The 22,296-nt window shown below is 47.0% G+C and carries 24 protein-coding genes; 9 read left to right on the forward strand and 15 right to left on the reverse strand.

The window, feature by feature from the left end; all coding sequences use genetic code 11:
* Window positions 1–904: 904 nt before the first annotated feature.
* The 3 genes from KJA68_RS10860 to KJA68_RS05895 all read left to right on the forward strand — a co-directional run bounded on the left by KJA68_RS10860 (window position 905) and on the right by KJA68_RS05895 (window position 2,642).
* A complete protein-coding gene (locus KJA68_RS10860) occupies window positions 905–1,093 on the forward strand; it encodes a hypothetical protein (RefSeq protein WP_246487084.1) in 189 nt (62 codons plus the stop codon).
* A gap of 50 nt (window positions 1,094–1,143) precedes the next feature.
* Window positions 1,144–1,440, forward strand: a complete 297-nt coding sequence (locus KJA68_RS10865) for an EF-hand domain-containing protein (RefSeq protein ID WP_281412143.1) — start codon at window positions 1,144–1,146, stop codon at window positions 1,438–1,440.
* 593 nt (window positions 1,441–2,033) lie between these two features.
* Window positions 2,034–2,642 (forward strand): hypothetical protein, encoded by a 609-nt coding sequence (locus tag KJA68_RS05895; RefSeq protein ID WP_213036012.1) that lies wholly within the window; start codon window positions 2,034–2,036, stop codon window positions 2,640–2,642.
* 270 nt (window positions 2,643–2,912) lie between these two features.
* Here the strand turns inward: KJA68_RS05895 and KJA68_RS05900 are convergent, their stop codons facing one another.
* Entirely contained in the window at window positions 2,913–3,398 is a 486-nt protein-coding gene (locus KJA68_RS05900) for a retropepsin-like aspartic protease family protein (RefSeq protein ID WP_213036013.1), read from the reverse strand.
* 150 nt (window positions 3,399–3,548) lie between these two features.
* Entirely contained in the window at window positions 3,549–4,118 is a 570-nt protein-coding gene (locus KJA68_RS05905) for an NnrU family protein (protein WP_213036014.1), read from the reverse strand.
* A gap of 327 nt (window positions 4,119–4,445) precedes the next feature.
* Here KJA68_RS05905 and KJA68_RS05910 point away from each other — a divergent pair, with 327 nt between their 5' ends.
* A complete protein-coding gene (locus tag KJA68_RS05910; protein WP_213036015.1) occupies window positions 4,446–4,829 on the forward strand; it encodes a tail fiber domain-containing protein in 384 nt (127 codons plus the stop codon).
* A gap of 260 nt (window positions 4,830–5,089) precedes the next feature.
* Here the strand turns inward: KJA68_RS05910 and KJA68_RS05915 are convergent, their stop codons facing one another.
* Complete coding sequence (locus tag KJA68_RS05915) at window positions 5,090–5,467, reverse strand: tail fiber domain-containing protein (RefSeq protein ID WP_213036016.1); 378 nt, start codon at window positions 5,465–5,467, stop codon at window positions 5,090–5,092.
* A 380-nt stretch (window positions 5,468–5,847) separates the two neighbouring features.
* On the opposite strand from KJA68_RS05915, the gene sorA reads away from it, so the two are divergent.
* Both sorA and sorB read left to right on the forward strand, forming a co-directional pair.
* On the forward strand, window positions 5,848–7,083 hold the full coding sequence (gene sorA, locus KJA68_RS05920) for a SorA family sulfite dehydrogenase catalytic subunit (RefSeq protein WP_213036017.1): 1,236 nt from the start codon (window positions 5,848–5,850) through the stop codon (window positions 7,081–7,083).
* A gap of 9 nt (window positions 7,084–7,092) precedes the next feature.
* Window positions 7,093–7,725, forward strand: a complete 633-nt coding sequence (gene sorB, locus KJA68_RS05925) for a SorB family sulfite dehydrogenase c-type cytochrome subunit (protein ID WP_213036018.1) — start codon at window positions 7,093–7,095, stop codon at window positions 7,723–7,725.
* 113 nt (window positions 7,726–7,838) lie between these two features.
* On the opposite strand, the gene KJA68_RS05930 is transcribed toward sorB, so the two are convergent.
* The 3 genes from KJA68_RS05930 to tsaE form a co-directional block, all read right to left on the reverse strand.
* Window positions 7,839–8,360, reverse strand: a complete 522-nt coding sequence (locus KJA68_RS05930) for a DNA-deoxyinosine glycosylase (protein ID WP_213036019.1) — start codon at window positions 8,358–8,360, stop codon at window positions 7,839–7,841.
* 175 nt (window positions 8,361–8,535) lie between these two features.
* A complete protein-coding gene (locus tag KJA68_RS05935) occupies window positions 8,536–9,849 on the reverse strand; it encodes an N-acetylmuramoyl-L-alanine amidase (RefSeq protein WP_213036020.1) in 1,314 nt (437 codons plus the stop codon).
* Window positions 9,825–10,316, reverse strand: a complete 492-nt coding sequence (gene tsaE / locus KJA68_RS05940; RefSeq protein ID WP_320412108.1) for a tRNA (adenosine(37)-N6)-threonylcarbamoyltransferase complex ATPase subunit type 1 TsaE — start codon at window positions 10,314–10,316, stop codon at window positions 9,825–9,827. The genes KJA68_RS05935 and tsaE overlap by 25 nt, the downstream gene beginning before the upstream one ends.
* 18 nt (window positions 10,317–10,334) lie before the next feature.
* Here tsaE and queG point away from each other — a divergent pair, with 18 nt between their 5' ends.
* Both queG and KJA68_RS05950 read left to right on the forward strand, forming a co-directional pair.
* Window positions 10,335–11,402 (forward strand): tRNA epoxyqueuosine(34) reductase QueG, encoded by a 1,068-nt coding sequence (gene queG, locus KJA68_RS05945; protein WP_246487087.1) that lies wholly within the window; start codon window positions 10,335–10,337, stop codon window positions 11,400–11,402.
* Window positions 11,403–11,593: 191 nt separating this feature from the next.
* Window positions 11,594–13,231 (forward strand): sensor histidine kinase, encoded by a 1,638-nt coding sequence (locus KJA68_RS05950; protein ID WP_213036021.1) that lies wholly within the window; start codon window positions 11,594–11,596, stop codon window positions 13,229–13,231.
* Here KJA68_RS05950 and KJA68_RS05955 read toward each other — a convergent pair.
* Window positions 13,207–13,518 (reverse strand): hypothetical protein, encoded by a 312-nt coding sequence (locus KJA68_RS05955; RefSeq protein ID WP_213036022.1) that lies wholly within the window; start codon window positions 13,516–13,518, stop codon window positions 13,207–13,209. The genes KJA68_RS05950 and KJA68_RS05955 overlap by 25 nt on opposite strands.
* A 69-nt stretch (window positions 13,519–13,587) precedes the next feature.
* Here KJA68_RS05955 and KJA68_RS05960 point away from each other — a divergent pair, with 69 nt between their 5' ends.
* Complete coding sequence (locus KJA68_RS05960; protein ID WP_213036023.1) at window positions 13,588–14,928, forward strand: deoxyguanosinetriphosphate triphosphohydrolase; 1,341 nt, start codon at window positions 13,588–13,590, stop codon at window positions 14,926–14,928.
* A 288-nt stretch (window positions 14,929–15,216) separates the two neighbouring features.
* On the opposite strand, the gene KJA68_RS05965 is transcribed toward KJA68_RS05960, so the two are convergent.
* The 8 genes from KJA68_RS05965 to mscL all read right to left on the reverse strand — a co-directional run bounded on the left by KJA68_RS05965 (window position 15,217) and on the right by mscL (window position 22,285).
* Window positions 15,217–15,666 carry a CBS domain-containing protein gene (locus tag KJA68_RS05965; RefSeq protein ID WP_213036024.1) on the reverse strand — a complete coding sequence of 150 codons (450 nt, stop codon included), beginning with the start codon at window positions 15,664–15,666 and terminating at the stop codon, window positions 15,217–15,219.
* 89 nt (window positions 15,667–15,755) lie between these two features.
* Window positions 15,756–16,028: a CBS domain-containing protein gene (locus tag KJA68_RS05970; RefSeq protein WP_213036025.1), complete on the reverse strand. Its 273-nt coding sequence runs from the start codon at window positions 16,026–16,028 to the stop codon at window positions 15,756–15,758.
* Window positions 16,029–16,071: 43 nt separating this feature from the next.
* Complete coding sequence (locus KJA68_RS11030; RefSeq protein ID WP_320412109.1) at window positions 16,072–16,422, reverse strand: BCAM0308 family protein; 351 nt, start codon at window positions 16,420–16,422, stop codon at window positions 16,072–16,074.
* A gap of 258 nt (window positions 16,423–16,680) precedes the next feature.
* The gene (gene groL, locus KJA68_RS05980; protein ID WP_213036026.1) at window positions 16,681–18,297 is read right to left on the reverse strand and encodes a chaperonin GroEL; all 1,617 of its coding nucleotides are present in this window, start codon (window positions 18,295–18,297) and stop codon (window positions 16,681–16,683) included.
* A gap of 182 nt (window positions 18,298–18,479) precedes the next feature.
* Entirely contained in the window at window positions 18,480–18,929 is a 450-nt protein-coding gene (locus KJA68_RS05985; RefSeq protein ID WP_213036027.1) for an Hsp20/alpha crystallin family protein, read from the reverse strand.
* A gap of 482 nt (window positions 18,930–19,411) precedes the next feature.
* Entirely contained in the window at window positions 19,412–21,163 is a 1,752-nt protein-coding gene (locus tag KJA68_RS05990) for an ABC1 kinase family protein (protein ID WP_213036028.1), read from the reverse strand.
* Entirely contained in the window at window positions 21,160–21,576 is a 417-nt protein-coding gene (locus KJA68_RS05995) for a hypothetical protein (RefSeq protein WP_213036029.1), read from the reverse strand. The genes KJA68_RS05990 and KJA68_RS05995 overlap by 4 nt, the downstream gene beginning before the upstream one ends.
* 304 nt (window positions 21,577–21,880) lie before the next feature.
* Entirely contained in the window at window positions 21,881–22,285 is a 405-nt protein-coding gene (gene mscL / locus KJA68_RS06000; protein WP_213036030.1) for a large-conductance mechanosensitive channel protein MscL, read from the reverse strand.
* Window positions 22,286–22,296 lie beyond the last annotated feature (11 nt).

Here is a 22,296-nt window from a genome sequence, read left to right on the forward strand (position 1 = left end):
CAGAGCGGCGGCAAGATGGCGGAGTCACTGGACTACGTGCCGATGCCGGAGACAGTCCAGCAAAAGGTGCGTGCCGCATGGAAAGCGCAAATCCGGGATGAAAACGGCAGGGAGATCTGGAAGTAATCGTTGTAACCTTGTTTTGTCAGGGGCTTGGAAAGTTAACGTATTGTATAAATGCGCTTAACTTTCTATAGCCTTTTGTGATCAGGTTGCTGATTACAATATTTTGGTGCTGGAATCGAAGTTCATTCGGTGGAGAAAATTGTAGCCGGTTTTTGGGTTTCCTGGGTTTGACCCGGGAATGTAAGGTGTGAATTGAAGTGCCGATTTAAATATGAAGTGTAACGCCTGAATTGAAAATATCAGACTTGGAGCGTGGGATTAAAATTTCTAGGGAAGTGCTCCTGTTCAAGTAATCCAATCATTGCCTATAATTTAGGCAGCTTTATAAAATGATTTTAAATGTTAGTAGTTAGCCTGAGTTTCTGCAGATAATCCACAATGTTATTCACAAAAATTGGGCAGAATAAATTATTGTTAATCAAATCAGTATGCATGGATACGAATCGATAAGATGGCTCAATGGTACTGCCTTGAATTATCATTTGTTTTTAGCAGATTCATCATTGAAAACAGGTCTTTTGCCCACAACACTTCTTGAATTTTTATCGCTTCCGGATAGGTAATATTTTCAACTATGTTAGGAAACGCACAGACCATGAGAGCTTTGTTTCATAGTATTTGAGTTGAAATTTGTCTGGTCATAAAATTTCAGCATAAATTCTTAGAGGTGGGCAGGATTTCGTTTTAGGACTATTGGTTAATTTCATAATGGAGATAAAAATGAAAAAAACGATTCATTATCTTGCAATTTTGCCTTGTTTTATATTGGGCTCCACATTTGCATACGCTGACTGTCATCAAGGGTACCATGGGCATCATGGGCATCATGGGCATCATGGGCATCATGGGCATCATGGGCATCATGGGCATCATGGGCATCATGGGCATCATGGGCATCATGGGCATCATGGGCATCATGGGCATCATGGGTATCATGAATGCCATGGACAGCATGATCCGCATTTAAAATCAGGTGGAGAAACTGATGGAAATAGGTGTATGCCTATGCATGGAAAAATGTTTTCGGTCATGGATAGGAATGGTGACGGTGCTATCAGTAATGACGAGTTTCATACTACCCATGAAAATAGATTTAGGGTTCTGGATGTAAATGGTGATGGAAAAATTACCCCGGATGAAATGAGGACGGTGCACAGGGGAATGAAAGGGGGGGATACTTCATTAAGGAAGATGGATGAAGAACCAGGAACAATGAGAACGGACGATGCTCCTCCGGATATGAACGATGCTATCGATATTCCTCCGGATGCAGAAGAAAACGTCAATGACTATTACAAAACCAAGCCATTATAAAAAGCCAGAGAGAATCCTGGCATCCGTAATTTGATCGTGTGTCGTACGTGCAAAAGTGAGGGTTGCCGGTTTTGTTGGTTGTGAACCCAATACAAAACAGAAGCAAGGCAATTCTCATGTTTCATTTTAACAACTTGATTATTAATGATTATTTTTCATAGAAGCTGGAAAATCTTTTCGCGCCTGCAAGAAGGTCATGGTTACGTTTAAATATCCCTTTTTACCGCTACTGTAATGCAGTAGAGGAAGGCGGTATGGGTTCTCCTGAAGAAACCGCAGAAAACCGAATATCTGGAATCAGATGGGAAAGGTAATCGAAGCGGCAGGATCCGTCCTCGACGTTGCTTATGCGTCTTTGCGCTAATCGCGTGTCAGCAGTGGAGTGTGTGCGCAAAACCGGTTTTGCATCGCCATCCATTGTGCGTTTAATCTGGCTGCGGCTTGGCCTAACATCATTTTTAATGGTGACTCAACTGGTTGGGACACAGGGCATCCGTTGGCGGAGGCCAAGGTTGATATTTTACAATTTTCGGGAACTTTAGCAATTTATGAAATCAAATTGTGGTTTTCATTAACTTGTTGAGGATTCAAACATGAAACGTTTAATGCTATTAATTTCCTTGTCATTAATTTCATTAACCGCTCATTCTGGACCTTTTGGCCTTGAAATGGGTATGTCATTGGATGAATTAGGAAAAAAAATCGAATTAAAACCCCACGGCAATGAGAAACAAGCATTTGTTTACAATGCTGTTTCGGTTCCAAACCCCCATCCTGATTTCAATCGGTACATATTATCCGTTTCACCGGAACATGGGTTATGTAGCATCGCTGCAGTTAGCAACCCAATCAAAATAAATAATGGAAATGGGATAGACAGTAAATTTTCTGAAATAGAAAAAGAGCTATCTGCTAAATATGGCCCACCGCAAAGCCGTGATAGCCTGGTTAGAAATAGCAGGAGTTATACTTCACAAGACTGGCCATTCAGCATGCAGGACTGGATATCGGGCGTGCAAAATAAAGAGCAGGCATTCAAATCCCGGTGGTTTGACAAGAATCTTGAGAAATTTAATTTGACTTCGATTCAGCTGAATGCGGAACGTCTCTCCGGAGGCAGGTCTTTAATAGAGTTGATTTATTATGCCAAGAACCCGGATACATGCAAAATGCAACCGGTTTCGCAGGAGTCGGTACTGTAAATAGCCACTTTCTTGGGTAATGTTGCTCGCATATCAGGTTTATAGCCGCTGCGGAAACTATAATCCTGATATGCAGTCTTTAACGTCGGCAATTAAGTTCATTCACTTTGGGCGGTTGGAAATATGAAATCCGGCATACATAGGGGATAGATTCTCATAACATTTTGTAAAACAAAAATATCGGGAAATCAGTATCTTTTTTCCCGGTATTGAATTCACTTGAATACAGTATTGCTAATGGACATAAAAAATATCCATCAAGTCTGCCAATTATGGAGAATCTACTGGTTTGATGGTCATAGTGCCTTTATACAGACGTACATCCATCCGGTTTAGAAACGACATTCCAAGCAGGGCATCTGCCCCTGATAGGTTGGGTGCAATGGTTGCGGCAACATTTGTAACCTTGATTCCTCCCAGTTTTACGCTATCCAGGCGCGTCATATAACCAACACTCTCGCCATTGGCGGTCTTGGTTCGAATGGCCTGACGGCTTTTTATGCCGATTTTGTTTGCCAGTTTTTGTGAAATGGTTACACTGGTTGCGCCGGTATCAATCAGAACAACAGCTTTTACATCATTAATCAAGGCTTCTGCGTGATAATGGCCGGAATAATCGCGGTTTAGAATGACATGCTTCTCCACTCCCAGCTTCTCCACAGTATTGGGGCTGAGTTTTCCGGAAAAATATAAATATAGCCCGCCAGCAAGCAATAGCCATAATGCTGAAAACCCTGCTGTCCTCAAGCCGGACATGATTCATTTTTGATTGTTTTCATGGAGGAAAATGACTCATTCTATTCCAATTCTAGTATTGTTGCTTTCATGCTGCCGACCTTTGAGCCAATGTCATGATTGCAGATTATCTGTTCCATTGTTTCAGTCCTGGTGTTTGAACTGGATTGATTACACAGGGCTCACCCCAAAAAGCATGAGGTGAAGCCATTTTATAAAGACAAACCAGATAGCTGTTCCAGCCAAAATGGTAAGGGCGGTAAACCTCCAGTTTGGATGGATGATCTCAACAGGTCTGCTGCGAGCGTTTCTGTATATAAGAATCGACCAGAGAAGAAAGCTTCCAAACAAAACCAGATCTGCCAATGTTCCATTGGACAGCAAATGGGCAAAAGCCCACACTTTTACCCCAACAGTCATTGGGTGCCTGAGCTTCAGTTTGATATGGTTATTCGGAATATAGGTGGCAATGAGTAGAATGGTAGAAACCAGCATCAACAGTATGGTCAGGTGACGCATGCCCATGGGCGGGTTCCAGAGATATACCGGTTCCAGGTTTGCCTCAATGTAACCCATAATAATCAGCAGCAGGCCGACCAGAGAGGGTACAGAATAAATGGCCCGATAGGAATTTTTCCCCCAGGAGTCGATCAGCATATTCCTTGTCTCTTCTCCAAATATTCGGATTGAGTGAACACCCAGAAAAAGCACCAGGCCATATAAAAGTGTCAGTAATTGCATGATCAGCCCTGTTGATTGAAAATTTTAATAATAATTATATAGGTGATTGCATGGTGTGAAAATTTTTATAAATGATATCTTTGCTGCGACTTGAATCATCTTTTCTTGAAGCGTACATAACATATCCTGACAATTGGTTTCGATACGGATGCTTGCTCTGTGTATATATTTGCTGGTTGGCATGGAGCTGAATCTGGATGTTTACTTCATTGGTTGTTCCGCGTCTTTCGATTATTTTACGGGTTGACACCTAAAGAGTTAGCCGCCATGATTAGACTGCACGCTATTTTATAAAGTTCTCATTTAAGAATTTTAATGGAGGAAAGAATGAACAAGATGCAATCTTTGTTGGCTCCCTATGGTTCATTGGGATTTGTGTCGCTGGCAACTAAAGTCGGTGGTGAGGGCAAGGGGCCACCTATTTCAGATATCCGCTTTAAGAAAGATATTCAATTGCTTACGATGCTGGAAGATGGAATGAAAATTTATTCATTCCGCTATCATTGGTCGGATGAAGTTTTTGTGGGCATCATGGCGCAGGATTGTCTTGAGCACCCGGAATGGAAGAAAGCTGTATGCATTAGACCAGATGGTTTCTATGGAGTCGATTATGCGAAGCTGGGTCTTAGAAAGACAACTATCGAAATTTGGAATGAAAGAGGACTGGATTCAATTAAACTCGTCTCATCGCCGGTTGCATTGGAAGGATAGCCCCTCTATGGAATAAGCAAGGCTAACACTAAAACCCCATTATTCAACTAATGGGGTTTTTTGTGGATCCATTTTTCGCCAAAATCAGATAAGAAATTACGACTTCCTGGCCTGTTCTATTTCTGGAGGACTTGGGGATTCAAGGGTAAAAAAAGGGAAGCTTCATCCGCTGGAGGATGAAGCTTTTTGTTAAAACCGGTTTTGATATTTTCGGGTGATGAAGAATCTGAAATTTTATACCATCCTGTTTGTTCTGAATATTACACCAATAATGGGATGCCTGAGCCAAGTTTAATAGATTCGGGTCCGGTTTTATTCCAAATATCCAGCGAGGTCATTTTAAGGCCCAGCATGGCATAATCAACCGCATACAGCCCGTTCGCCTGGATCTGAACGGCTTTCTGCCATTCAGGGTGGGCAAGCAGGTCTTGCGCCATGATGCCTACGAAGGTTATTTCCGACCAGAGATACTTGAATGAGTAAATCTTTATTCCGTTTTCAAGCGTTGACAGCAATCTGATTTCCTTCTTGCACCGGATGTCTGATGGTACTGTTTTACCATCTGTTCCGACTTTGGTTGCCAAAGGAATAAATTTGAAAGAGCCATAGGGTGCCAGTGGGGAGGAAATGTTGTTCATTTTTATTCTCCAGATTGTAAGATTTTTGTATGGGAAAGCAGTTTTTCAAGTATATAACATTAGGCCAGAATGGGTAACAATTAACTGTTACAGGCAACAGGTGGTCAACAAATGGCCATAATTATTGCCATGAGGGATGGGTGCATCGAATGAACCTATTTTTCTCGGCGTTGTATTAGCGAATCCTTGCAAGAGCCGGGCCGGGCCGGGCCGGGATGCGATGCTAGGCATTTATTTTGTCGGGAGATAAATGCATAGCAGGCTTATTGACAAGGTGGCGGATGACGTGGGCTGCCTTTCGTTTCGAAGAGGGATTCAATCGGTTTAACATGGCAATTCTTTGGCGGATGGTCATGAAACCACACAGGAGACATTGCTCTATGGGCAACAACAGGCAGATTATTCAATACCGCCGGAGGTTTTTGCAATCCGCGGGACTGGGGCTGTTGGGACTAGCTGGAATGTCCGGCAAGATTCGGGCAGCGGCTATGCAAACCCTTCCTTTCGGTAATGGAGAGAGGGAACTGGTTGTCTATCCACAAAAGCGCAGTCTTCTGCGGATTACAACCCGCCCACCGCACCTGGAAACGCCATTCGAGGTATTTGATGAGAGTGTGCTGACTCCTAACGATGGATTTTTTGTTCGATATCATCTTGCTGACCTGCCGTTATCCATTGACCCGGATCGTTATCGGCTTACGGTTTCCGGCCATGTGGATACACCGCTTTCCCTTTCGCTCAATGCGCTGAAAGCAATGGGGAGAGTTGAAATGGTTGCAGTCAATCAATGCGCTGGGAATAGCCGTGGGTATTCGTCCCCCCGGGTGTTTGGAGCACAGCTTGGGAATGGCTCCATGGGTAACGCGCGCTGGGCAGGCATCCCACTCAGATCCATTCTGGAAAAAGCCGGCATTAGATCAGGAGCCAGACTGGTTGCGATGAATGGTCTGGACAGGCCTGTCCTGCCGGTTACGCCGGATTATGTCAAGACGCTGGAAATAGAACATGCGATGAGCGATGAGCCTTTGATTGCCTGGGAGATGAATGGCCAAGAGATTCCTTTTTTGAATGGTTACCCGGTCAAACTCATTGTGCCAGGGTATTTTGGTACTTACTGGATTAAACATTTATGTGAAATTCATGTGCTTGACCATCCATTGGATGGGCTTGACAGTTTTGCCATGAACAGAGCTTACCGTGTGCCGGATAACGAGTGCTTTTGCGTTCTGCCTGGTACTGTTCCGGACAGGACCAGGCCCATCACTCGGTTCAGGGTGCGCTCTTTTATTACCAGTTTGCAAAATGGTAGCCGACTCAAGGCTGGTCAGAAAATTCTGCTTAAAGGAATTGCTTTTGACGGGGGGAGCGGGATCAAACAGGTCGAGATTTCAAGCGATGGGGGCCGGAACTGGGAAATGGCCGTTCTTGGCAGGGATTTTGGACGATTCTCGTTTCGAGAGTGGAGACTGGATTTTGTGCCGGAAAATCAAGGCGAGGTAATGCTCATGGTGCGTGCTACTGCCAACAGCGGAGAAACGCAGCCCATGACTGCCAGCTGGAATCCAGGTGGCTACCTGCGTAATGTGGTTGAAAGCGTGGCTATTACCGTGGCATAAGGGGGAGGCATGTTGCAATATTTGATTTGCAGCCTTGCTGCGCTGATTCTCTGTTTTTCCTCCAGTCCGGGCATGGCTGCACCTAAACACATCTCGCTTCCGCCTGAGACGGCGCAGCTCAAGAAATCCGGGCATCCGGGCTATCAAGTAGCCTTGCAAAAATGTACCATTTGCCATTCGGCGGATTACATCAGTCTGCAGCCCCCGGGAATGTCTCTCAGGCAGTGGACGGACGAGGTGAGCAAGATGAAGCATGCCTTTGGTGCGCTCATCAGTGATGATGAGGTCAGCCTGATAGGGGAATATCTCGCCCTCACATATGGAAATGAAAAAATAGGGATTCCTGCATTCCCGGCTAATAAGGAGAAGACGGGTGCTCCTGGTACGAGGGTTGTGGACGCCCGTGCTTTGCTGACCCAGAATGGCTGCCTTGGCTGCCATGCTGTTGACAGAAAAGTGCTGGGTCCCGCTTTTCGCGATGTTGCGGAACGCTATCGTAAAAATCCGCAGGCCATTGAAACTGTTATGAAAAATATCAAGGCTGGTGGTTCCGGTAAATGGGGTAGCATCCCTATGCCATCATTTGCTGCATTATCTGATTCAGATATAGAAGTTCTGGCAGCTTTTGTTCTGGAACAATAGCCGTGCAGCAGAGTTAGCAATTTTTTGATTTCCAGTTATCTTTAAAATTAGTAGTGAATATCCAGAAAAAGTGTGCTGTCAACGTGCTGGAAGAACCGTAAGATAGTCGGGTATCAGGATGCGATGATTTTCCATGCACGCGATTTCTCTTCAATGGGGATTGCTGCATTGGCCGGACTGGTTGAAGGCAGGCGAATGTATTCCCTGTCCGGGGATGCAGGAAGCATGGGCTGGACATGCCGCCGGTACAGGTATTCCGCTCGGGTTCCGTTAAAGCAGATTCTGCGAATATGCGGATGACAGTTGAAGAACCAGGAAAAATCGTTCAGTACTATCGTGTTGTTGTCTATATCGGAATCAAGACTGCCTGCCCGTACGCAGGACTGCAGTACATCCCACAGAGCGATTCCTGCCATGGCCATGGCAGCAGTTCTGGTTTCGTATGGCTCGCCGGACTGGATGCCAAGGATTTCCACCATGATTTTCCAGAATGCGTTTCGCGGATGCGCGTAGTATTGTCCTGCCTTGAGGGAAGCCTGGCCGGGCATTGTTCCCAGGATCAGGGTGTGTGAAAGATCTGTTGCGATCGGAGGGAAACTTTGTATGTGGATTTTTGAGACAGTTTTTGGGTTCATTCAGGTTTGTAAGAGTCTGTATCCGTCGGGAGCGGATGCAGCAGGCTATTGGTATTCAAGGGACTTGTACATGGGTATGTGTGGATTCTACTGAGATACAGGTATTTCGGGAGGACCTTCTGAAAGGGGCTGCTGGCCATGCAAGAACAGGGCAGGAAGCAGTATTAATATTGCATTAAATTTTCTTTGAAACAGGTGGATTGGTTGCGAAATATCGTTTGATGCCTTTCAGAATGGAATGAGCTATTTTCTCTTGGTACTCTTTGTCCTTCAGGCGAATTTCTTCGTCCGGATTGCTGATGAAAGCAGTTTCGACCAGTATGGAAGGAACATCCGGCGATTTCAGTACGGCGAAACCCGCCTGCTGAGTTTTGCTATTGTGTAACGTATTGATGCTGCCGAGTTCCCCCAGTACATATTTGGCCAGTTTGATGCTGTCGTTGTTCGTTGCATGTTGCGAAAGATCAAGTAATACATGTGCGAGGCCCGGTTCCTTTGCAGCTGTTGCGAGGTTTACGCCGCCAATCAGATCCGCTTCATTTTCTCTTTTTGCAAGCCAGCGTGCGCTAACGCTGGAAGCTCCGTTTTTGGACAGAGTAAACACCGAAGATCCGCGCGCATCCGGCTTGATGAACGCATCAGCATGAATCGAGATGAACAAGTCTGACTGCATCTTGCGCGCTTTCTGAACCCGGCTGCCTAGCGGAATGAAATAATCTCCGTCTCGGATCAGCACGCCGTGCATGCCAGGGGTGCCATCGATCAGTTCTTTCAGTTTGCGCGCGATGGCCAGGGTGACGTGTTTTTCCTGGGTTCCATGGTATCCTTTTGCTCCCGGGTCTTCGCCGCCATGTCCCGCATCGATCGCAATACGTATGGGGGAGCTTGATTTTTCCGGCTGGTTGTGCAATTTCTGTCTGTTGGATTTCTCCACAGGTTGCGGAGCGGTCTTTGCTTCAGTTAGTTTGGGCTTTTGTAGTTCTGTTCCCTGTGCGGGCGGCCTGGTTGTAGCGGAAGGCAGATCCTGTTCGGAAGTGACTCCTGGTTGTTCCTGCAACAGCGCCATTAGGGGGTCCATGGGAATGGCAGGATAGATATCCAGAACCAGTCGGTGGCTGTAATTTGCCACCGGCGTGAGACTGAACAACTGGGTTTTTACCTGGGTCTTGAGGTCGAATACCATGCGTGTGATGCCGGGTTTGAAGCGCGCCACGCGCATGCCTTTTATATAGGGATCGTCACTATGGATTTTCCCGGCGAGTTCATTCAGGGCTGGGTTTATTTCAACCTCTTCCAGGTCAATGACCAGCCGCTCTGGGTTGTGCATCGAGAATGAGTTGTAACGGATCGGCTTTGCAGACTCGAGCGTCATCCGGGTATATTCCTGGGCTGGCCAAATGCGAGCGGAAGCGATTTCGATTGCAGCCTGTGCATGAGAGAACCCTAGCAAAAGCCACAACGCGATCAGTTTTGCAGTGTGTGTAAACATTCCCTGCCCGCCTGTGAAATTGCACGTGCTTCCAAGTTGCGCATAGTACCCGCGGCTTGGACGGGTACGATGTTCAACGTGATTTCCATGTCTGCCTGTGGTACCAGATTTTGTGCTCTTTCCGGCCATTCCACCAAGCATATGTTGCGTCCGTCGAATTCATCACGGAATCCGGCTGCCTCCCATTCTTCTGCATTATGGAAGCGGTAGAGGTCAAAGTGGCATAAGTGTAATCCATTTACCTGATATTGTTCAAGTAAATTATAGGTTGGACTTTTTACCCGTCCGTTAAAGCCCATTGCTCGGAGCAGGGCACGTACCAGTGTGGTTTTCCCGGCCCCCAGGCTGCCATGTAGATAGATTACCATCCCCGGCTTGATTCCAGATGCCAGTTGTGCCGCAAAGGCAGCAGTTGCATCTTCATCGGCCAGCATCCGGTTTATTCGGCTATGATTCGGATTATGCAAATCGGGAGACCTTAAATTGTGGATTATGATGCGCTGGCCGTCAAAATCAAAGAATGGGGCAGAGCGCTTGGTTTTCAGGCGGTCGGCATCAGTGATGTCCATCTAAATGATGCCGAAGAGCGTCTGCTGCAATGGCTGGCGCAAGGGTTTCACGGTGAGATGGATTATATGGCAAAACATGGTGTTAAACGCTGCCGCCCTGCGGAATTAATTCCTGGAACTGTGCGCGTGATCTCGGTGCGCATGGATTATTACCCGCCAAATGTGAAGGATAGCTGGGAAGTAATGGAGGATGGGACACGAGCCTTTATTTCACGTTATGCCTTGGGACGGGATTATCACAAGGTTTTGCGTTACCGCCTGGAAAAGCTTGCCGAAAAAATCCGAACCGGGGTGAGTGATTTCCGCTATCGCGTTTTTACCGATAGTGCCCCAGTGATGGAAGTCGAGCTGGCTTCGAAGTCGCGGCTTGGCTGGCGTGGAAAACATACGCTGCTGTTGTCACGCGAACACGGGTCGTGGTTTTTCCTGGGCGAGATTTATACCGACCTGCCTCTTCCACTGGATGAACCGGCAGAACCGGGATATTGCGGGAGCTGCATGGCATGTCTTAATGCCTGTCCGACACAGGCAATTGTTGCGCCATACAGACTGGATGCCCGGCGGTGTATTTCCTACCTGACCATTGAATTGAGAGGCAGTATCCCGTTGCCATTGCGCCCGCTCATCGGTAATCGCATTTATGGGTGCGATGATTGTCAGCTGGTATGCCCCTGGAACCGTTTTGCAAAAAAAAGTATTGAACCTGATTTTGTGGCCAGACACGGACTGGATGACGTGGGTTTAACCGAACTCTTTGGCTGGGATGAAAAAACATTCAGGAAAAAATTTGCAGGCAGCGCGATTTTGCGCATTGGATATGAACAATGGTTGCGCAATATCGCCGTGGCTTTGGGTAATGCTCCTGGGAGCCAGGAAATACAGACTGCTCTGGAAGCGCGTGCGCAAGATGTGTCTCCGCTGGTGCGCGAGCATGTGGCATGGGCGTTGGGACGGCAAAGAAACTGGGTAGGTATTGCTGAATGAAAATTTAAAACATATCATTCATTTGGTTCGTTTATATGCTTGTTACATAATTTCCGTTTCTGCCAGGGGAGCATAAAGACCAAAGATCTTAAATGAAGAGCTGGTCTGTCTGCAGTAGGACAAAAATTCCGTTTGGCATGTCGTCAGGTAACTGAAGAATACACGGAATAATCCGGGATCCAGGAAAATTCATGAGCAAGACTTCAAGAGAGAAACAGCAGTCATTTGCAAAATCTGAAAGCCAGCTATCCTGTCCATCCGTGATTGATGGAATGCCGCGTTCTGTAGAGGAGTTGTTGCGCGAAATCAAGTTATATCAGTTTCAACTGGAGATACAAAGCGAGGAGATACGGCAAGCCCGGCTGGAGCTGGAAGCATCCCGCGACCGTTATGCGGATTTTTATGATTTCTCTCCTGTGGGTTATATCACTCTTGACGGGGATGCTGTGATCAAGGAAATCAATCGTACTGGAACTATGCAGCTTGGAATGCAGCGGGATATGCTGCTGCATCAACGATTTTCTCAATTTATAGCTCCGGAAGACCGTGAACGCTGGCATGGTTATTTTCAATCTGTACTGAAGCATGACAATCAACAGGCATGTGAATTGCTGTTGCGTCGTACTGACGGAATCTGTTTTTTTGCCCAGTTACATTGCCTGCGTCTGCAAAATCATGGGGGGGATCTTGCGGTACGCGCGGTGCTGACTGATATCACTGAGCGCAAGCAGGCTGAAATCAATCTTCGTATTGCCTCTGTTGCCTTCGAAACGCAGGAAAGTCTGATGATTACCGATTCCATGGGGGTGATTTTGCGTGTCAACAAGGCTTTTACCGAAACTACTGGCTATACGGCTCGGGAAGTTATCGGTAAAACCCCGCTTCTTCTTCAGTCCGGTTGTCATGATGTGGAGTTTTATAATGAGATGTGGGAATCCATCCGGAATACCGGAACTTGGCACGGGGAAATTTGGGGGCGCCGCAAGAATGGTGAACTCTTTCCCAAGTGGCTAACGATTTCTGCTGTTAAGGGAATAAGCGGCATTGTGACTCATTATGTTGGTTCCTATATCGACATTACGGAATTGATCAATGCGAAAATTGCAGCAGAAAAATCCAGTCGGGCTAAATCTGAATTTCTTTCCAGCATGAGCCACGAGTTGCGTACGCCGCTCAATGCCATTCTGGGCTATGCCCAGTTGATGGAGCAGGACATTCCTTCGCTGCCCCCTGATCAGGCAAGGAGGATCAAGGAAATTACTCGGGGCGGATGGTACCTGCTGGATCTGATCAATGAAATTCTTGATCTTGCATTGATTGAATCCGGAAAGGTGTCTTTGTCTCCGGAATATATACCGCTGCATGAACTTCTTCTGGAATGCAAGATGATGATGGAACCGCAAGCGACGCAGCGAGGCATCCAGCAGAATTTTTGTTTACCAGCCCGTTCCTTGCTGGTTTATGCCGACCGCACCCGCGTAAAGCAGGTGCTGATTAATTTATTGTCCAATGCAATCAAATATAACAGTGAACAGGGTACAGTTGAAGTGACCTGCCACGTCAATTCCCTGAACAGGGTGCGGGTTAGCATACAGGATAGCGGAGAAGGATTGCCATCTGAGAAACTGGAACAACTGTTTCAGTCATTTAACCGTCTTGGCAGGGAGGCAGGGGCGATAGAAGGAACCGGGATCGGTCTGGTCGTGGCCAAAAAACTGGTTGAGCAGATGGGCTGCGATATAGGTGTGGAAAGCACGCCAGGGTCAGGGAGCGTATTCTGGTTTGATCTGATTGTTGCTGACAATCAACCACATGACTTTGTGGCATAAGAAGTATGAAGATCGATAATATATAGAACATTATCGATAAAAAATATATTCTTTCCCGGAGTGGAAATTTCGATGCGCCTGCCAAATGGCTTGTATAGGTGATGATGTTTCTGAGGAAGTTCGACTGTAAAATGACGGGTAATGTGTAGTAATCCAGACTTCAACTGCCAGACATTGTCCGTTGTTCGGCCTAAGCGGACGATGCCAGGATAAAGGTGCTGGACAGCAAGCTGCTGGAAAGCTACGATCGTGTGCTGTTCCACGAGAAATGCGACAACGTGTTTCACCTGATGCTCAATTATGCGAGCCACCATAGGAAATGGACGGTTTAGATTGGCTTAATTGGAGGATGAAAATTGAAGGATGAAAAAATGGAATGGGGGAAGCTTCTATCTAGAGAGCGACTTGAACGAAAGGGTACGCAACCAAAAGACGTTAGGTCAGAATACCAGAGAGATTATGACCGTATCGTTTATTCCAGTGCATTCCGTCGCCTTCAAGATAAAACACAGGTGTTTCCGCTTGCGGAAAACGATTATGTGCGGACACGTTTGACTCATAGTATTGAGGTATCTAGCGTGGGAAGATCGCTCGGCACCTTGATCGGTGACTTTGTTATTACAAAAGAGGGCATAGAAGATGTGCACCCTCAGGAATTTGGAAATATAGTAGCCGCAGCATGTTTAGCGCACGATATAGGCAACCCACCGTTTGGGCACTCTGGCGAAGAGGCTATAAGTTCGTGGTTTGCTGGACAAGGAAATGAATATTTAAGAGACCTCCAGCAAGAAGAGCAAGATGACTTCCTTAAGTTCGAGGGTAATGCTCAAGGTTTTCGCGTCTTGTCGCGCCTGCAAGGTGCAGTTGATCGTGGAGGGTTGCAACTTACTTATGCAGTTTTGGGGGCATACAGTAAATATCCGAGATGTGCATACTGGTCCGAGTTTGACAAAAAAAAGGTGAGTGAAAAAAAGTTTGGTTTCGTAAAGGCTGATTTTGAGAGGTTTAAGGAGGTTGCGAACAGACTAGGATTAATTAGAAAGAATGATTTTGCATGGGCACGGCACCCCTTAGCATTTTTAATGGAAGCAGCAGATGATATTTGCTACAGAATAATTGACTTGGAGGATGGTCACCGACTTGGCAGGATTTCATTTGAAAAAACAGAAGCGCTTTTGCGGCCAGTTGCTTTTGGCAGTGGGCAAAATAATTCAGGCAAATCATATTCACTGATAAATGACGAAAAAAATAAGGTCGAGTATCTGAGGGCTAAAGCGATCGGCAACTTAATCTCTGATGCAGTTTCAACCTTCCAGGCTAATTACGAGAATATTATGAAAGGTAAATTTGAGGATGATTTGATGTATCATTCAAAATATATCAACCATCTTAATGATATAAAAGAGCGATCGAAAGATAAAATATATGCCTCGCCTAACGTGCTTTATATTGAAGCGGCAGGGTTTGAGGTACTGGGTGGTTTGCTAGAAAAGATAGTTCCAGCTTTGATCGGTGTAGAAGAAAATAGAACAGCCGCAGAAAAGAAAGTACGTCAGCTAATCCCTCAGCAATTCACCAAGGGGAAAAATAAGTATGAGCAGCTTCTAGGAGCGACGGATTTTGTGTCTGGCATGACCGATTCATATGCTGTGACTTTTTATCGCAGATTGCGCGGCATAGAATTGCCGAGGGGATAAATAACGAGTCGCTGATCCCGTTTTTTAGCAACAACATCCCCGATAGCAGGCATTCCATCACCTCTGAATGTGGTCAGCTGTGTGCGTCCGCTTAGGCCGAACATCAGACAGAATCTGTCAGATGAGGTCTGGATTACTACAGGTAATGAATTTTTACTGGTTCCTTTAGTTGTTGCGTATCGTTGCGAATTCTTTTCTTTCAGTTCATCTGGGTGGTCAGCTGCGTGAATGATAATGTGGATGGTGCTTGTGCTTTTTTGTTTTTCAGATATAAAACGCCGAACCGGATCAGCTGCGGATTTTTGCTTCCTTTTGCTGCTCGCGCCTTACCAGATGGGAAAGTGCGAGTAGTTCTTCGGACAGCAGTTCCAGTATGTCGTCCAGCGTCAGTATTCCTATCAGTCCTCCCTGATTATTGACTACCGGCAGGCGCCTTACCGCTTTCTGACGCATATATTGAATCGCCTCGAATATTCCGGTTCCTTCCTGGATGGTAACCACCTCCTGTTCCATGATTTCTTCCACGGTAAGACATGCACCATCGAGCTCAACTGCCAGAACCTCCATTACCAGATCGCGGTCGGTTACAATACCTACCGGTATCCGGATACCGGCGCGGTCTTCAACCACCAGGACATCGCCAACATGATGTTTCCGCATCAGTTTGGCCGCATCCACCACCGACTCATTCTTCTGTATGACTACTACTTCACGGTTACAAATTTCGCTGACAGGCATGATATTTCTCCATTCAAGTTTGAAATTTCAACAGCCCAGTCAGCCACAATGTCTGTAATAAATGCCGGGCCGGATGACTGGCGCTATGGTTAATCATGTATGCCGGGATGCCGCCCTGCTGAACGCAAATCTATGATATCCCCTACTGTTATGACCATGTAATCCAGGCCAGGGGCCATGATTTCCACTACGAGATCGTGATCCGTAATGACTCCCACCGGGATAATTTTTCCATTGCAGTTATCAATGACCTGTACATTGCTAACCTGGTGCAGGCGCATAAGTTTGGCTGCTTCCAGGACAGTATCATCACGCTGCAAGAAAATGGTTGCGCTGCTGCGATTATCCCAGGAAGTGGCCATGATTGTTCTTTGACCAAGTTACAGGCGGGTTGTCATATTCCGGCTAACGGGTCCAGTTGATTCGCAACAGAATCTGCTCTGGATTGTAATGAAACTCAAGCTCACCCTGATACGCATGATGCAGGGCTTCTCCGATACCTCTAGCCAGATGGATATCGGTGGTGGTAATCAGTGTTGTGCCATCTTTATCTTCTTCAGACATGATGCGTTTGAGCGGATGTTCTTTTTTTTCGTGCTGTTCATGATTGTGGACCAGGTGCATGATTTCTTCGCGATGAGCGTGAAAAAAATCGCCTTTCAGGGTAATGAAGCCGGCAGGATAATGATCTTGTACACGGTGGCAGGCAGGACATATTATGCTGTGGGCATTGGCATTGGCATTGGCATTTGGCATTGGCATTGGCATTGGCAGGGGCTGGTTGCCATTGCCAGCGCCCATTGTGAAATACTGCATTGCATTTCGTGCAGACAGAGGGTTCCTGCAATTTCCCCTTGGCTTTATAAGCGTCATGTACGTATTCTTTGAAAAGGCCGTCATGCCGGGAAATTTTTTGAAAACCAGCGGTTAAATTAGGGTGGGTCATGATACAGATCCTTTCGAAATGGCAATAAGAGTTTTGTCGGGTTTGTATATTTGCTGTTCTGGTTATATTTATATGACACCCATTTCATTGGGTGCCACTGGTGCTATATCCGGTACTGCGGCAATCATGGCATCCGCGGTAAGAATCAGGCTTGCGACCGATGCTGCATTCTGCAAAGCTGAACGTGTTACCTTTGTGGGATCCAGAATTCCCATTTTGATGAGGTTGCCGTATTCTTCTGTCGCTGCGTTATAGCCAAAATTGTTTTTACCCTCCAGCACCCTGGCGAGGACAACGGAAGGCTCTCCGCCAGCGTTGGTAACTATCTGTCGTAATGGTTCTTCCAATGCACGCAGTACGATGGCGATGCCAGCATTTTGATCTTCGTTTTTACCCTTCATTCTGCTGAGAGTCGCTTTGCTACGTAGCAGTGCCACCCCGCCGCCGGGCAGGATTCCCTCTTCGACCGCAGCACGGGTTGCATGCATTGCATCTTCGATCCGGGTTTTTTTCTCTTTCATCCCGGTTTCGGTAGCTGCGCCTACGCGAATTACCGCGACTCCCCCCGCGAGTTTGGCTATGCGTTCCTGGAGTTTCTCACTGTCGAATTTATTGCTGGATACATGGATTTCGTCCTGGAGCTGGCGGATGCGTTTATGGATATTTTCGGTGCTTTTCTTTCCGCTGATCAGCGTGGTATGCTCTTTTCCAACCTCTGCACGTGTTACTTTCCCAAGTTTTTCCAGTGTGATTTTTTCCAGGCTGAGTCCGATTTCTTCGGTGATTACTGTGCCTCCAGTGAGAATGGCGATGTCTTCCAGCATGGCGCGGCGCTGGTTGCCAAATCCGGGGGCCTTCACTCCGACTGTTTTCAGGATGCCACGAATGTGGTTGAATACCAAGGTTGCCAGCGCTTCTCCCTCTATATCCTCGGCGATAACCAGCAGGGAACCGTGTGCATTGACGATTTGTTCCAGAATTGGCAGCAGGCTGCTGATGTTGCTGATTTTCTTGTCATACAAAAGGATGTATGGGTCATCCAGCACAACAAGCTGTTTTTCAGGGGTGTTGATGAAATAAGGGGATAGGTAGCCACGGTCAAACTGCATTCCTTCCACGATTTCCAGTTCGTTTTGCAGGCTCCTGCCATCCTCAATGGTAATAACTCCTTCCTTGCCAACTTTTTCCATTGCCTGGGCAATGATTTCTCCTACGGAAGAGTCGGAATTGGCAGAAATTGATGCTACCTGCTTGATTTCTTTATTTGTGGTACATGGTCTTGAATTTTTTTTAAGATTTTCTACGATCGCATCAACGGCAATTTCAATGCCGCGTTTCAAATCCATCGGGTTCATGCCTGCTGTGACATATTTCATCCCTTCCCTGACGATGGCCTGTGCCAGGACTGTTGCTGTGGTTGTTCCATCTCCTGCGACATCAGAGGTTTTGCTGGCAACCTCTTTGACCATCTGTGCGCCCATGTTTTCAAACCTGTCTTCAAGCTCGATTTCTTTTGCCACGATGACCCCGGAGTTCGCGACCAAAGGTGTTCCGAATGTGCGATCCAGAATGACATTGCGCCCTCTCGGACCCAAGGTCATTTTGACCGCGTCTGCAAGTATATTTACGCCCTCAGCGATTTTTGCACGGGCTGTATCATGAAATAATATATATTTTGCCGGCATAATCTGGATCCAGGTAAGTACACCCCAATTTCATGATTATTGCATTGTCAGGCCATGGTATAGCATATGTGGGGTCAGCCTTTATGATCGTCACGGTATGATGCAGCATTTTCTCCGTCCGAACGGTATGGATGCGTTCACACGACGGACGGAGAATGCACACCTGACTTAAAGCGCCCGGGTTACTTGATTTCAAGGTGCTTGGATGTTTTTCCAGTCTTTTTCGGCAACTTGAGCTCGAGGATACCGTTTTCATATTTTGCCTCGGCTTTGCTTTCGTCTATCTCACTGGCCAGGGAAAAACTCCGGTAGCTTGCACCTTGATAGCATTCACGGCAAATGACTTTTTCGTCCTTCTTTTCCTCCTTTTCTTGCTTAGTTTCGGCGCTGATGGAGACACGGTTGCCGTCTACCTGTACCTTGACATCTTCCTTTTTTACTCCAGGGATTTCTGCGCGTACGGTATAGGCAGTGTCATTTTCAGATACATCAACCTTGATTACCGGGGCGCTCTCCATTTCCGCAGAAAAGGGGCGCAGCCCGAAATCCTTGAACCATTCATCAATATTTGGAAATGGATCGAAGCGAGCGATTTTGCCAAACAATGGGGATTTAGGAACAATATTAGCCATGTTTTTCTCCTTTGGTTAGTTTCAGTGATAAAAAATATCCCGGTTACGAATTTCCAAGCATAAACAGCCCGCCCTTGCAAAGAAAGATACCATCAGGGCGCTTCGGTTTTTGGCTATTTATCATTAACTGTTATGACCGATTAATTCAGGTAAAGTTCGATTGCTGATCAGCCAATCATCGTGATGACAATGCATCATAAAGAAATTCAAAAATTGATCTGTGCGGTAGCACACATTACAGAATATCCGGAAGCATTTTGTCCATGAAATAAATTATTTCGGAAAATCTGTATTCATCCACTGCGGAAATTTTTCTGGATAATCAATTTCGTGTAACCAAGGTGGATTGGTGGAAATCGAAAGCTTGTCAGGGGTACGATAAGGATGACTATAGTTAATGGGGGACGAGGATTACATGGATCCGGTATTTGCAGCAGTATGAACAGACGTATGCCTGGCAGGTTGTTTCCCGGCGGTATCGTTTACTCCCGGTTGGTTCTGCTGCTTTTCCAGATAGAAAATACGAGCCATATGCCGCCAATTGCAGCGCCGAGGAAGCCGAGTATACCGAATATGGGGAGTCCGAGCAGGCTGGGGCCACCCGGTACAGTCATTACAATAGATGATCCGATGATGAGCGAGGCGATTACGATGCCGACTACCAGACGATTTGCTGATGTTTCCAGCTGGTTGCCAACGTGTTTTAGATTTGTGATATCTACATGGATTTCCAGACGGCCGCGTCGGGCAGCACGCAATAACTGGGAAAGGTTATGGGGTAAATCGACGAGCAGCTCCATGGTTTCACCAGCTACGCGCCAGCCGCGTTTGATGAGTGCGGCTGGGGTATAATGACGGTGCATTACTTGCTTCAACACGGGCATCGCCTCGTCCGCCATGTTGAAGTCCGGATTCAGCTCGCGCCCCATCCCTTCCAGGGTGATGAATGCCTTGACCAGCAGTGCCAGGTCGGGAGGAAGAGAAAGCTGGTGAAAACGCAGAATGGCCAGGAGATCGGAAAGCATGGTGCCTAGATTAAGCTGTTTCAATGCTACTCCGTGGTACTGATCGACGAAGGTTTGTATTTCCAGGGTCAGGTTTTCTTCATCCACGGTTTCCTTGCCTGCCCAGTCCAGCAGGATGTTAACAACACGCCCGGGTTCGTGCTCGATCAAACCCAGCAGCAGTCGGGTTAATTGGTTACGACGCTCTTCGGTGAGTCTCCCCACCATGCCGAAGTCAATAAAGGCTATGCGGTTGCCGGGGAGATAGAATACATTGCCAGGGTGCGGGTCGGCGTGGAAAATGCCATCTTCGAATATCATTTTCAGTACCGCATGTGCACCGCGCCGCGCGAGTAATTTGCGGTCGAGACCGGCCTGATCCACGGAAGACAGCATGCGGCCTGGGATCCCATCGATCCATTCCTGAACACACACCCGCTCGCCTGTCCATTGCCAATAAACACTGGGAATGACGATGACAGGCAGTGCAGGAGGAGATTTGTACGAGAGATCAGCTGTTGTATCGCAGTGGTCGTTTTGATCAACATACCCCGCGAAATTTTCCGCGATACGCTGGGCATTGCGGGATTCGCTGGCGAAATCGAGCTCTCGTCGCAACGACTGGGCAAACTGACGGACCAATTCCTGTGGATGGATACGCCGCAGTTCAGGGCTCTCCCTTTCGGCAAGTTCCGAGAAGCGCATGAGCCAGCGTAGGTCAGCTTCAATGATCGGGCGGATGTTGGGTCTGCGTACCTTGATCACTACCTCGCTGCCATCTTCAAGTCGAGCACGATGCACCTGAGCAATGGATGCAGCTGCAAGAGGCTCGGGGTCGAAGAATGAAAATATTTTTTCCGGGGGAGCGCCCAGGTCTTCGGTGAGCTGCTGGTGTATTTCCGCAAAGGAAGCTGCTGGTGCGCTGTCCTGAAGCTTGCTGAATTCGGCGATCCAGTCCGGATCGAAAAGATCGACACGGCTGGATAGTACTTGACCTAGCTTGACAAAAGTTGGCCCCAGTTCTTCCAGCACTCTCCTGGCCCTTGCAGGGGGGGGCAAATTGGCAGATTCCCTTGCATTGCTCCAGTGCAATGCATGTCCGGCGCGTTCAAGTGCGCTGGCAAGCCCCATTCTGCGAACCATGTCGCCAAATCCATAACGGATCAGAATGGAGGCGATATTATGCAGGCGGCCGAGATCGCGAACTGCCGTCAGGGTTTGCCAGATCATCCGCTTCTCTTTTCTTGGAAAGGACAGGCCAGAAAATAACCGGATAGAGAAAATGGAATTTCAATCCGGATTGGCAGCGCCTGAATGTAGGATTGAACAAGGGGCGACCTGGTTTCGAACCGGAGTGAACCGATCGAGTTGAGCCGGGTATGAGAGAGACGGGTCTTGTAGCGTGCCAGGCTTGCGACCCGATTGTATGATTTCCTCTCCGCGGTCTGCATGATAGGGGTGGTTGTTCCTTGCAGAGTTGGCGGGTAGGCTGAATTTGTGGTCAACTGGATAATATGAACTGGGTCGCGACTTTCCCTGGAAAATACCCCAGTCACTTTTCTAAAGAGATTTCTGACCCATCGTTTGGGAGTGATCGCCTGGTCGATCAAATGGGCAAAGGGGATAGCATTCTTGTTCCACATAGCATTTTAATTGTAACAGACAACAAATTATGTTTGCCTGTTACAAGAGAAGTTTGCCTGGACTGTTGTGGTGAGTCCGGTCTTGAGGTATGTTGATTTCAGGTAAGCTGGTATGTTTCAAGCTGGACCATAGAAATGTTTGCCTGCGCATGTACCCGAAGACGCTTAAGACGCTTGTTGCGATACCGGCGGGTTATCATGGTAATACCCCCCGGATCTAACGATCCGGGTTCCTATGCCCATTTAATGATTGCTTTCAGAAATTCAGTTTAATCTCTGGCGGAAACAGGCAGTAGTATCTGGGCTACTTCCGTTCTTTCAGCAAGTCACGGATTTCCTTGAGTAAAACTTCTTCATTGGATGGTTTTGGGGGTTCTGCTGGTGCTTCTTCTGCTGGTTTTTTCAGTGAGTTGATGCCTTTTAATGCCATAAAGATTACAAATGCAATGACCAGAAAATCAATCAACGTCTGGATAAATTTTCCATAGCTGATCAGAACTGCAGGCAAATCTCCGCTTGCTTCCCGGATGGTAAATGCCAGACTGGAAAAATCTACCCCGCCTATGAATACTCCGATTGGTGGCATGATGACATCCGCGACAAATGAAGAGATGATCTTCCCGAACGCAACCCCAATGACAATCCCGACAGCCATGTCAATCACATTACCCTTTACGGCAAATTCTTTAAATTCTTTCATTATGCTCATAATAGTTCTCC

Origin of the sequence: Candidatus Nitrotoga fabula, assembly GCF_905221025.1 — a bacterium.
Lineage (GTDB): Bacteria > Pseudomonadota > Gammaproteobacteria > Burkholderiales > Gallionellaceae > Nitrotoga > Nitrotoga fabula.